Source organism: Blautia sp. OF09-25XD, assembly GCF_003482095.1.
Taxonomy (GTDB): Bacteria; Bacillota; Clostridia; order Lachnospirales; family Lachnospiraceae; genus Fusicatenibacter; species Fusicatenibacter saccharivorans.
This window is the reverse complement of sequence record NZ_QUMG01000015.1, coordinates 13,679-26,476: the sequence shown is the minus strand read 5'-3', so window position 1 is coordinate 26,476 and position 12,798 is coordinate 13,679. Positions and strand designations below refer to the sequence as shown.

Annotated in this window: 12 protein-coding genes; all 12 read right to left on the bottom strand. The window is 40.1% G+C overall.

All coding sequences use genetic code 11. From position 1 onward, the window contains the following. Window positions 1-2 precede the first annotated feature (2 nt). The 12 genes from DXA93_RS12140 to DXA93_RS12075 all read right to left on the bottom strand — a co-directional run bounded on the left by DXA93_RS12140 (window position 3) and on the right by DXA93_RS12075 (window position 12,732). Complete coding sequence (locus tag DXA93_RS12140) at window positions 3-1,766, bottom strand: AAA family ATPase (protein WP_119208433.1); 1,764 nt, start codon at window positions 1,764-1,766, stop codon at window positions 3-5. Between the two features lie 77 nt (window positions 1,767-1,843). Then, window positions 1,844-2,530 (bottom strand): RcpC/CpaB family pilus assembly protein, encoded by a 687-nt coding sequence (locus tag DXA93_RS12135; RefSeq protein ID WP_117802242.1) that lies wholly within the window; start codon window positions 2,528-2,530, stop codon window positions 1,844-1,846. A 132-nt stretch (window positions 2,531-2,662) separates the two neighbouring features. After that, window positions 2,663-5,869: a serine-rich protein gene (locus tag DXA93_RS17655; RefSeq protein WP_147399551.1), complete on the bottom strand. Its 3,207-nt coding sequence runs from the start codon at window positions 5,867-5,869 to the stop codon at window positions 2,663-2,665. Between the two features lie 308 nt (window positions 5,870-6,177). Beyond that, window positions 6,178-7,212 (bottom strand): hypothetical protein, encoded by a 1,035-nt coding sequence (locus tag DXA93_RS12110; protein ID WP_119208431.1) that lies wholly within the window; start codon window positions 7,210-7,212, stop codon window positions 6,178-6,180. A 21-nt stretch (window positions 7,213-7,233) separates the two neighbouring features. Then, window positions 7,234-7,779, bottom strand: a complete 546-nt coding sequence (locus tag DXA93_RS12105) for a hypothetical protein (protein WP_117802248.1) — start codon at window positions 7,777-7,779, stop codon at window positions 7,234-7,236. Window positions 7,780-7,792: 13 nt separating this feature from the next. Further along, window positions 7,793-7,960, bottom strand: coding sequence for a hypothetical protein (locus DXA93_RS17870; RefSeq protein ID WP_158568362.1), 168 nt, complete (start codon window positions 7,958-7,960; stop codon window positions 7,793-7,795). Window positions 7,961-8,188: 228 nt separating this feature from the next. Then, on the bottom strand, window positions 8,189-9,556 hold the full coding sequence (locus tag DXA93_RS12100) for a hypothetical protein (protein WP_119208429.1): 1,368 nt from the start codon (window positions 9,554-9,556) through the stop codon (window positions 8,189-8,191). Between the two features lie 2 nt (window positions 9,557-9,558). Continuing rightward, entirely contained in the window at window positions 9,559-10,458 is a 900-nt protein-coding gene (locus DXA93_RS12095; protein ID WP_117802250.1) for a hypothetical protein, read from the bottom strand. Next, window positions 10,412-11,365, bottom strand: coding sequence for a single-stranded DNA-binding protein (locus DXA93_RS12090; protein WP_117802251.1), 954 nt, complete (start codon window positions 11,363-11,365; stop codon window positions 10,412-10,414). The genes DXA93_RS12095 and DXA93_RS12090 overlap by 47 nt, the downstream gene beginning before the upstream one ends. Window positions 11,366-11,380: 15 nt before the next feature. After that, window positions 11,381-11,860: a hypothetical protein gene (locus tag DXA93_RS12085; protein ID WP_118640135.1), complete on the bottom strand. Its 480-nt coding sequence runs from the start codon at window positions 11,858-11,860 to the stop codon at window positions 11,381-11,383. Next, window positions 11,844-12,233 (bottom strand): hypothetical protein, encoded by a 390-nt coding sequence (locus DXA93_RS12080; RefSeq protein ID WP_119208427.1) that lies wholly within the window; start codon window positions 12,231-12,233, stop codon window positions 11,844-11,846. The genes DXA93_RS12085 and DXA93_RS12080 overlap by 17 nt, the downstream gene beginning before the upstream one ends. Further along, window positions 12,184-12,732, bottom strand: coding sequence for a hypothetical protein (locus DXA93_RS12075; protein WP_119208425.1), 549 nt, complete (start codon window positions 12,730-12,732; stop codon window positions 12,184-12,186). The genes DXA93_RS12080 and DXA93_RS12075 overlap by 50 nt, the downstream gene beginning before the upstream one ends. Window positions 12,733-12,798: the final 66 nt, after the last annotated feature.

Below are 12,798 nucleotides of genomic sequence, written 5' to 3'. Positions count from 1 at the left end.
ATCTATCCTCGCTTTCCAAACAACCGTGCAAACAATCCTTTCTTTTCCGGTTGTTCAAGAGCATGCTCTTCATCAACAATTTGGGATACGATCTTTCCAATACTTTTCGTAAAATCGTTATTAGGGCTATATACAAGCGGTTCTCCATTATTGCTCGCGCGTCGAATATCATTTGTATCTTTGATAAGTGCAATGCATGGATAGGGCTTATTTGTCAACGGATTAATAAATGTTTCTTCCAGCTCATCCGTTCCCAACCCTACTGATTTTTTAGATTGTACTTTGTTGATGATGAGGCCGATTTTATTCATATCAAAATGCAGGGCATCCAACATTTTTAACAGCGAATTATTGCAGTTGGCGGTATTGAAGTTCTGCGTAAGTACAAGAAATACCTGATCTGCTTTGAGAAGCGTCATATAAGACGAATCTCGGGTGTTGTTTCCCGTATCGCAAATAACAAAATCGAAGCCTCCGTTTTCAACAATGTTATTCAGCATAATTTCAAGTTCTTCACCTGAAATATCCATACTGTCTTCATTCGAGGTCGGTGCCAGGAGTGCATACAGTCCGGATGCTTCATTCTCCTGCAGAAATCGTTCGATCTGTGTAGCAGAATACTGAATCGAATTCAACTGCTCTTTCGTGTGGCGGCCATGCTTGTTTACAGGCATGCGTTCCAATTGCCCACGAATTTCGTCAGCCCATAAGGTCATGCACGCTTTATTTGGATCATACAGCAAGGTTCCCATAACATCCCCAAAGTCAATGTTATAATCGACAATGCAGACCTTAAATTTATCGCGGCCATGCTCCGTAAGCGCAAGGTATGATGCCAATTCGCAAGAAATTGTTGTTTTTCCAACGCCGCCTTTCGCGGAATACACAGTAATTATTTTGGCACGTTTTTTGGTATCTCCAACTTCCTGACTTATCTGTTTTTCAAGCATTGACTCCTGTTTCTTCTTCTCTTCTTCTTTTCGTTTCTGTTCGGCAATTTTTTCCTGTTCCCGAACTTTCGCCATCCTGCTCCGTAAGTCAAGTGTATAATCATCCTCTTCCTGATTCGAATCATCTGTATCGTCTTCCATGACAGGCGTTTTCCTTGATGCCGGTATTTCCTGATAATATCTGGTATTTTCGGCATTCCGAGCTATTGGTTCAGAATGTTGAACTTGAGAAGGGCGTTTTACACGAGCAGGTTCTCTTGATTCGATAATATCTTCGCCTTCATCTTCCTCTTCGTACTGTACTGCACCAGTATAGATATCATCAGATAATACAGATTTTTTCTGGGCAATAGAATCTTTTCTATTGTCAGGCACACGTTCTGGACGATTGTCCCGAAAGCTTTCCGAATTTACCGATGGCATTCTGGATGTAGAAAGTGTTTTTTCGCGGGAATTTTCAACTTTGCTTCTATCCGGTTGAATTGTGATAACTGAATTATTATGGATAGCATCAATAAGTTGTGATGCCGACTTTACAATGCCATAACAGGAGATTCCTTTTTCAGCAGCAAGTTTTAATGTATCTACATTTCTGGCATAACATGTAACAGGAATATTATAATCCCAATCTGGATAATACTGCAGAATATCCGCATTCAATACAATTCTATCCGGCGAAAACATTTTAAGCTTTGCCTGTGTCTCATTGACATTATTCAACGTAATGATTTCTGTTTCAAAATCATCACTCAAAATCATTCGACTTTCAATATCCGTTGTGAAAGAATAATTCTGGTCAATTAATAATATTTTCATCTGTAAATAGCTCCTGTTAAGAGGTAGCTTCTCCTTTCTATAATGTATCAACTGCCCAAATGGGCAGTTGATATGTATTATTTGTTTGGATTATATGTAGGTGTTTCCTCATCCGTATATTGATAATCGGTACTATCAACAACAGCCAGATTCAATGTACTATTATTCTGTGCATTAATCAGTTTTAAGGATTGTTCTGCGTCTACTTCTATTGTGGCTGATGTTAATGTTCCTTTTTCGCTTCGTTCTACGGCGATAACGCTCATGTTTTGAAACAATAATGTTGTTCCTACGCTATCATCATAACCTGTGGCATATATGTTAATATGCGACCCTTCCCTAATGCCATCGGCAGCCCCTGTCACAGAATCCAATGGAATTGTTACCGCTATCATTCCAGCATGAATATTTTTTTCAATGTCTGATCCACCATTCACAAAAAGTTCTGAACGTGTCAATGGCATACCTTCTGCCACATCCATGCGAAGGTGATCACCGGAATTTAACACTTCTGTCAACTCTGATCCAGTGATGAATCTTGATTTTACATCTGCCGTTTTACCAGCCGTAACAATTTTGGAATCGCAACGAATAGGAGTAAGCATCTTTTCTGTCAATGCCGTACCTGATTCGTAATTCGAGTTAAAGACATATACGGTTGTCTTTTGTGGTGTCAAATAGAGGTATAACGAAACACCACCTGCTGCCGCTACCAAAATAGCGATAATAAGGATAATAAGGATTTTTCTGTTTTTTGAATTCATGTTGGTTCCTCCTTCTCTTATAGTATTGTAAAAAAAATTTTAATAAGTGAAAAAATATCCTGAACAGGAATCACTGCTCAGGATATTTAGGTTTTGTTGCATTCCCCATCTCTGCTTTTTCTATAGGAAACATCAAGCTGACATAATCGTTTTCGCCTTTTTCTGAATCAGGATCTCATCAAGCTCGATATTAGATGGTGGATTAATGTTCAATCTGCTGATCTGTACAAGAATGGGTTCCGCATCTTTAAAGTCAAACGTTCTCGAGGTTTGGCAAACAAACCATCCGGTAGGACTTCTTGGAAACCATTTGACCAGATCACGATCGTCAATGCGTTCTTCACGGCCAACCGTTCGTACGACAACATTAATATCATCTGTCCGTTTGAGTCGCCCAGCAAATACAAGTCCGCTATTAGCAATAACTGAAGATGGCATATCTGCTATTTTCTGCGTGATTGCAAAAATAAACAATCCATATCCGGCAGACTGATCCAAAATCTGTTCAAATTCGGATTGTCCGGACATGCCAAAATTTTGTCCGCCGCCAGTACCTGCACAATCATTTCCAGTTAATACTTCGTTGGCTTCTTCCAATACAAGAACAGTTTCGTATTGATCATCTGCCAAATATCCGCCTTCATGCGCTAATGCAAACTTAAAGAATCCACTTGTAATAACACCAAAGATGAAATTTTTGAACGTGTTTTCAAGACCTTTCGACTCTAAAACAGTAACCTCATCAGCTCCTATCAAATCATCAATAGCAATGCCTTCTGAGCTGCCGTACAGCTTGGATTCGATGGAATATTCTCTTGAGAAGCAGGAAAGACGCTCTATCAATCGTGCATATGCATCTTTCGTGTCGTTTCCTGATTTTCCTGCCCCTGTGAGTTTGTCTCGCTTTTCCTCCATTCTACGGTATATAGACTGAAAATTAACTCTTGATGATAATTCAGCCACTAAATCCTTACTTTCGCTATCCGATCCTGAAACATCGAATACTCCATTTTCCTTATACAGTTCGTAAACAACGTCTGCAATCATTTGCTTTCCACGCTCTAATAATCCATAAGCCCGGCAATAAATATCAATAACTCCGTCTATCCAAACCTGCGGATTAACACCATGAGGCACTTTCCAAGGATTAATATGAATTGGGTTAAAATTAGGATTTCCCATAGAATAGAAGTTAAAGCGTTCTGGTTCCACAAAACGTGCCAAGGTACGCCAATCCTGTTTCGGGTCCATAACAACAATTCGTAATCTCTTTCCTGTCTTTTTTCGCCGGATTTTTGATAATTCCGCGATAAAACGCATAGCTGCCACAGTTTTTCCTGACCGCGATGCTCCTGTAAAAAATCCATGCATTAAATTGTTTTCATCGATTCTATAGTCAAATGCTGTTCGATAACCATGCTCAAAAGTAAAACGTTCTGGATTAAGAATGGTTCCCATATATATGTCTCCCTGCATACGTGCTGGAACTGAGAATTTAGGAACATCTTGTACAATCGAAAATACGCCTCCCTCTGAGACACGCGGCAGATGCGTGTATGCAACATATTCTTCCGGGAGCAGGACTGTACAGTATTTATACTCTTCTGCTCCAAATACATTTTCTCTGGTTACGTCTGCAGAAAAAGCTGAAAAGTGATATAACAAATGTTTTTGCTCTGTCTCAGTTAAGTCAAGAACTTGAACTGGGTTTACCATCGCATACTCGTTTTGCCATGTTGACTTTGCAACTGCCTGTGCGGTGGAAAGAGCGTCCAAACTCGGACACGCAATGTATACATATGTATAAAAAGCTCCCTGTCCGCGCAATGCTTTTTTTATACGCTCATTTTGATATTCCATCAATTCAAGCAGATCTTTGACTCCCTGATCCAGCCATTGATATGATTTGCTGTATCCAATAGATGGTCCCAAGCCCATAGAACTACTGGTTCCCATAGAAGATGTTCCGGTTGTTCCGTTGCTGGTTCCTTGTGAAGACCCATTGGAAGTTGTATAGCTGTTTCCATTGGACACGCTTTCTGTATTTCCAACGTTTTGTCCATATCCTGTGGAAGCTGACTGTGACACAGAATTTGTGAGTGTCTGTCCTACCGATTTGCCAAACGTCTCACTCTGACCAACAGATTCAGATTGTCCATAGTTTTGAGACTGCGAGTAGCTTTCGGATTGTCCATAGTTCTGACCATAGCTTACACTATCAGATATTCCATAATTCTGTCCTACATTCTGGCTTACGGATTGGCCATAATTTTGACCATAATTTACACCACTGGATATTCCGTAATTTTGTCCAAAATTCTGACTTGCGGATTGTCCATAGTTTTGACTCATATTTTGGCTTTGTGACTGTCCAAAATTCATGCCGAAATTCTGACTCTGCGATTGTCCAACATTCTGTGATGCGCTGATACCCGTTGATACTCCATGACCATAAGACATTCCCATGCTATCCGAAACACCGACAGAATTACTAATGCTACTGCTTTGTCCATATCCATAAGACTGCGATAAGCCCGCACTTTCCGATATACCATGGCTTACGGATTGGCTTACACCATTTCCGATGCTGTAAGAATCGCTGACTGATTGATTAGCTCCCCAGCCTTGGCTGATGCTCTGACCAATATTAGTTCCATAACTTTCATTGGCTCCATAGCTGCCGCTAATGCCCGCAGAACTGCCATATGACAAAGACGCTCCTTGAGATGTACTTTGTCCATGTGAGACTCCGCTGCTCATAGAGGAACCAGAGGATGTCCCAAAGCTTGTACCATGGCTTTGTCCAACGCTATTGCTGATGCCATTGGATGATGATTCTCCAAATGACGCTGAATCGCTGCTGCTACCGGAAATAGACGCATTTCCACTGGCTGTTCCAAACGGAAGCCCCAATGAACCGCCAAAATTGCCGCCAAATGTTGAACTATGTCCTGCTGAAGATGATTGTCCGTAGTTAGCAGAACTTCCATGGCTGCTATTAACACCTTCACTCATACCAAATGAGGATGAGGATGAGACTCCCTGACTCAAACTTGAAGATGAAGATTGTCCAAAGGAAGCAGATTGTCCCCGATTCATACTCTGGCCTTGGCTCCAGCCATAGGATTGACTATTCCCAACGCTATGTGATTGCGAAGTATTTTGGCCATAACTCATATTATAGCTATTTCCTTGCGATACCGAATGTCCCTGAGAAATATTGGTGCTTTGGGAAATCCCTTGATTCTGAGAGGTTCCATAGCTATGAGAAATTCCTTGATTGAAAGATTGGGATTGTCCCTGAGAAATTCCTGTATTCTGGCTTACACCATGATTCACAGAAGTTCCAACGTTTGTCGATTCATTTTTCGATACGCCAAAGGAAGATCCCGATGAAGTTCCATGACTCTGCCCAAAAGAAGTTCCACTCGAAGTCCCCTGACTCTGCCCAAAAGAAGTTCCGCTTGAAGTTCCATGACTCTGCCCAAAGGAGGTTCCACTCGATGACCCTTGGCTCTGTCCAAAGGAGGACCCATTTGAAACCCCTTGGCTCTGCCCAAAAGATACTCCGGAAGAAGTTCCGTGCGACTGATTTATGGAAAATCCGCTGCTCTGCCCAATTGAGTGACCAAAGGTCTGACCAAAGCTTACCCCCTGTGTATGTGATACTCCTTGAGAGTAGGAATTAGAAATAGACTGTCCCTGACTCTGCCCCATAGATTGTCCATAAGTCTGAGATAATGACTGTCCACAGACTGTCCTTGGGATGTCGTAAAAGACTCTCCTCGTGCATAACTTACTGTATTGGCATCCGTATATGCTTTGCTCCATCCCTGACTTTGGGATGCATTAGCCATATACATCATCGGGATTGACAAATTTAGGCTTAAGGATTTCGTTCCCTGCAGTTGTCCATACCAATCTGTCATTTCAACCTGAGATTGGCGCTGCCAGCTCATCAATGTATCTGTATGTACAGGAGTTGAAAGGATTTCCAGAACGTACTCATAATCTGCCATACCTGTAATAATTTCTTCCAAGGTACCTTGTGAATCTGGGTTTACATTAGATCCGCCCATTCCTTTATTTCCGGCATCCTCCCCAGCTTTATTTGCTTTGGGAATACCGCGGACTACGGTGAGGTAATCCATATTGTACATCTTTTCCCTCAACCATTCGGTTTCTTCGGCATTTGCACATCGCATCTCTAATACCCGAAAAGTTCCCTGCATTGATCCGACAAAGCCAAGGAATCCGTGTTTTGCCTTTTCTTTTGCTTTGTTGATCGTAGACGCTACACCTTGAATTCCATAGATGTATAGCAATCCAACCGCTACTGGTTTTAGTACATTGGCGATAATTGTAATTAAGTTGGCATTCTGCTGATTGACTGCAGTTAATACTTGTTCCTGCATATCCATTAGTGCTGTTGACTGTTTGGCATCCGCCGGCAGCCGGATTACTCGTGCCATTTTTATAGCCTTATAGCAATGGATACGTTCGCCAGTAGATGGATTCATAACTTCCATCTCATAACACAGATATTGCAGATTGCGTTTTTCTGGATCTTTCGAGGAGTTTTCATCATATTCAGCCCACGAATCCAGAATGCGAAAGTCATCTGTCGGAAGAGTCTCTGTAACCGGATGTAATATTTGCTTGATTTGGAATAGTGAAAGCACATTTTCACCTCATTTCTCATTTTATAAAATATTGCTGTTGCTTCGCCCTCCATTTCGAAGGCCACGCTTTTGTGCAAAGGTTTTTGCCAATGTCTGTTGCTTTTTAAACTGAAATAATCGTTTCAGTTGATATCCAATCTCGCCAAGAGGAACTAAAACGCCAGTAAACCACATCATCGTCTGTAAATACCCAGGAATAGCATTTCCTGTTGATGTCGGAATGGCTTGTTCGAAAGATGCTGCTATCATTTCCGATGAGACTCCAGACACAACGCTTAATACTGCGTGAACCGTAATCAACGTGCCATAATATGTCGCGCATACAATTAACATGTGGTTTAGAGCATCCTTTCTCTGACTAGGCATTAAAAGCGCGACTAAAACACCAACATCCCACATAGCGCCCGATAATGGACAAATCAATTTTTTTCCGAACTCACCAAACATGTTGATCGTAAATAATCCAAGACAAAACACTGCTATCGGGAAAGCAATTGCTTTCAAGATATGCACTGCTTCATTTCTCGTCATGTTTTGGCGATATACGATTTCGTTATCGTTACGCATAACGTGCCTCCTTTCAAATCACTCCATGTTCATCTCTGGCAGCAATGTCATATTCTTCTTTGAGCAGCAATAATATGGTTCCAAGGACTCCAAACACCAATAAAAAGGAAAATCCATTACTACTCAACAAATACAAAAAATTGCTAACAGCATTTTGATTAAATGCTAAAAATGATTTCACGTAGTTCACCTCCCAGTTAAAAAGTTCTTTAACAATAGAATTAAAAAAAAGGGGAAAAATAAAAGAGCCTTGTAGTCAGCATGCTTTTCATGACTACAAGACTCCTTCTCGACTCTTTAGACTCAAATATTTAATTTACTTCTGGGATTTCACGCTTAGAAAGATTGTATACAAAATGCCAACTTGAATCCTCTAACAGATTCACATCTTTTATAATTGCAGCAGATGTTACACGTATTTTACGTAATTCAGTGCTTCAATTCCTTTATTATCGATCCACTTGCGTACCTGTGAATTAATAATCTCTTCCCCTTTACGATTTGGAACAATAAAGTTCAATGTATTGGTGAAATTCAACATTTTATTGCATTTTCCATTAAAATTTGTCTGGGTATGATTTCCACATTCATACTCAATGTACATTTGTTTGCCATCTAGTGTAGTGCAGATAATATCTGGAATATATGACATACCTTCGCGTATTTTTAATGGATGTTTACGGTTCCATATATTCACATTACGAAATCGTTCATTTTCTTTAAGAATTTCTGCTGTCAAAAAGATTCCATATCCATGAACAAGATTGTCATGTTCTGCAATTAATTTTTCAGCCATAGACATAATTGGCTTCTCTTGAAATAAAATTTCAAAAATTCGGCTTCCCTTTATTGAAAAATAAAAAAAACTGACTGTGGTTTTGACTTTCACCTTTTCTTCTTGTAAAATTTGACATCCAACTAAAAACTTTAACGAACTCCTTGTCTTTCCGTTTGTAATTTCCGGCATTTCTTTTGAAATTTCAGTATAAATATCACTGTAAAGAGAATATCCTTTTGTCCCAATAATACGAATTAACATTTTATCCTCATCAGATAATTGTTTTAACGTATCGTCATAATCTTCCAATGCATACTTATTGGCGCGTTCCTTCCGCTTACTTTTAGCAGCTTGAAATGTCCTTCTATGATCAGTTCCAGGAATAGAACTGCTCATAAGTTTTTTTCGAATCAATTCATCCTCCATATCCTCTGCATCGACGACAACATCCATTTCTTCATTAATTACCGGATCATTTGCTTCCGTTTCAATCAATTCAATTTTCCCGCTTGCCACTTTCTCTTGCATTTTAGGTGATAACTTAGTCATCATTTCTTCTTTTTCTTTGACTTCATTACACCTTTTTTCCAATTCCTCCATTGTCAGAGTTCTAGCAGTTGGCTCTTCAAGTAATTTTTGTATCTGCAGTTTCAAACTTTCTATTTGATTTCCGCGTTCTTCACATAAATCTGCCATTCTCTCCAAAATATCTTTCCGGGCGCTGATATATACATGAAATGCACTTTTGCTTTTCCGGATAAGCTCCAATAACTCGATTTTATCCCAAGAATATTCAATTCCAAGTTTCATTTCTTTAGGATCTTTGGCAAGTATATCTTCGCATAATTCCCGAACATTCTTTTCTACAACATCAAATTTAGATAATAATTGTTGGTTCTTCTCTTGAGAATTTTTCAGCTGTTCTTTCAAATCTCTTGTCTGTGCCAGAAGAATGTTATATTTATTTAATAGTGTATCAAATGATTTATCTGATCCCATGATTACTCTCCATTAATCTGTTCATCAACATAGTCTTCGGGTGTCCATTGCTTTACATCAGTTAGGTCAACTCCTTGCAGATTTTCTCCCATAGCAACCAAATTCTGCGTTATCAGCGAAAAATCAGAATATACCCTGTCTTTATCCTGTAACGCATTCTGAGCCGTTTCGGAATTATTTTGAGATATAGCCGAAGACATGTTTTGCAAATAGACTGCAATATCATTTTTGATCCAAGATAGCAGCATATCCTTCACTTTGGAATATTTTGTCTCAACTGTTAAAGCATCTGTTTTTATGGATAATGAGGATACCGTATCCAATTTTTCCTCATATAGCGGTGCCAAGGTCAAAGGATCTTCCTCTCCCTTCCCTAATCTGTAATCCAGCATTAGCACTTCTTCATATAACGATCGGCATTGTAAGTATTGATACAGAATTGTATCGTAAGCTTTTTCTTCTTTGATGTCTTGTACCGATACAACTTCCGGTACAATTTCTCCATTTTCATTGTAATTATAATCGGTCACCATAACTCCATAGATAAGAATAGATACGTAAACGCATCCTGCAATCAATACACCGCTCATAATGTTTGAAAAAATCTTTTGATGCTTCTGACTTTTCTCTTCCTGCCGTTGCTGCAATAATTCATTTATCTCCAACGAATCCTCTGAATATAATTCTTCCGGCTCTGCAGGCTCCCGCCGGATCGAAGCTAACCTCTTTTCTTTGCTCCTTTTTAATTTCACAGATGTTTTATTTTTAATACGCCGGGATCGTTGAAAAGAGATATGAGAATCTCCCATATCTCTTTTCATTTCCGAAAGGTTACGTTCTTCGACGTTTTTGGCTTCAATCTGATTCGCTGTCAAACGATCCGCTAATCTCGTCTGTTTCATCAGACTCTTCTCCCCTTTCTTGTGGGTCTGGTAATGTACAATTTGCTCCATACTCAATAGAATACGGAATTACTTCAACAGCCAAATATGCTATTTTACTGATCTGACCGCAATATGGACACTCATATTCTTTCACATAAGACCTTGTTTGTATTGCCCCATTTATGCTCACATTGGAATGGATATGCAGCGCCGCGGCATATTCTGCTGCTTTGAGACCGTAGGCTTTAATCCATACATAATCTGTCTTTTTGTCTACGCCATCCTCAACAATCCGGCGTTTACGGTTTGAAGCAATCTGAAACTGAATCATGGATGGTGGTTTCCCTTTTTCTCCGCCAGGCTGAAAAACAGGTTCCCGACATAACTGACCATCCAGGAATATTTGGTTTGAAAATTCAATTTCTTTCTCCAGATGTTGCCAAATATCACGTTCTGAAAGGGCAAAGAATCCCGTACTTAGTAACATGTTCTGCATATCATGGTCTAAATTGTTTTGCTCGACAAATTCATGGAAGGAGACTTCACCACGTTCCATAATATTTACAGCAATTGGATTCACATATACCTGAACACCATCTTCAATATACGGTTCCATTACTTCATGACAGTGCATGCATAAAGGTTCTCTTTGGTATTCTTTCGTGCATAATGTGCCTTTGATCTGGACAAAATCTCCTTCATTGATAAGCGTATATACATCCCGAATCATCTCTTCATGTTCTGTACGGACAAGAATACTATCTCTACGAATCTCTCCTCTAAGCAACAATTCTTCTGTAGCATAAGATTTTCGGTTCGTATCGACAACAATCTTTCCCAAGACATATTGTCCTGCTTTATTCTTGTATATCCGAGGTGGTTGTTTGACACGTCCATATAGATATACTGTGTTCTCTTTCGCCATAATGCCCTCCTGTTTCTATTGATTATATAGAGAGGCCATCCCCGTCAGCACATTAATGTCTGTTTCGAATATATGGCTATAATTCGTCAGATCGGTTTCTCCACTTTCAACAGATTCCTTATACTCTTTCATATGATCGAGTGCTGTTTGCATCGCTGTTATTAAGGATAATCTATCATCCTCTTTACCGACGGACGGCTGCATAGCAGTTACATTATCCAGTGTTTCCTGTAGTAACTGTATACTCTGCTCCGTGGCTTCAGTCTCGTTCTCATACACGCCATCCGTTGAATGTACCGCTTGGTTAAGACGCGTAGATAGTTCATTAACAAACACAGTGATCTGTTTGTTAATATAGATGCTATATTCCAATGTTGTCTGCGGATATTGTGTAGCATATTTACCAGTCGATGGATCTGCTGGCGTGACCGTACAACTGGTCAACCCGACTGCCATCACCAAACATGCGATTATTATCTTAGGTTGTCTCTTCATAGTAATTGTTCTGCGCTCTCTGAAATGGATACTGCATCTGAGCATTAGCGGTTTCCACATGTGCCGGATTGTTCTCAGAATGCCGCTCTTCATAATTACTATTTGCCGTTTGCAGCGTTTTCTCAGAGAAAGCGTCAACGCCTGTTTCCGGATTTGCTGGAACAGCAGGGGGATCAAAGGACTCATTCTTGTCATTATTCGCCTCTTCTTCTGGCTGAAGACTTTCTGTCGGCTCTTCCGGGGCTTTCGGGGCTTCGTCACTTTCTCCATAAGAGAACAGATCTGTGCAAACAAGGCTCTGACGGCTTTCCCTTTGGGTATCGTCAAGTACAGATACATAGCATGATACAGCAACATTTTCTCCTTCCTTCAAATTTGCTGCTGCCCGCTGAAATCTGCAAGCACGTTACTCTGCAATTATAATCTCTTCTTCCAGAGGGAATGCGAATATTCAGGAAGGTAACTTTGTCCGTAGGCGTTCTGATCGATGTTACGATACCGGCAAGCACTCCCCAGTTTTCATCAGCCTGCGCACCACCGCCTTGCTCCGGAATTGATTCATCAAGAATCTGTGTTAATCTACGTTTGGAAACAGCGATGCTGTCTCCAACAATTGTTGGTGTGGAATGATAATTTCCTTCCGCATCCTGTGTTCTACGGTTCTGCATATGCCCAGCAATTCGGACATGATCACCAACGCGGAAAATAATTGCCTGGTTAATGTCATAGAATCTCAGTTGAATATTCCGAATCTGCCTTTCTGCATTGGAACGAATAACTAAGATGCAGTTTCCGCGTTCTTCCATACGCATAGACACTACTGTGCCTGCGATATGGATTTCATTTTTCAGAACAGTTTTTGTGTTTTCCATGTTCTTCTTCTCCTTATCTGATTTTGAACCTCAAAATAAGGTCCTTACTATTAGTATTGTAAAATG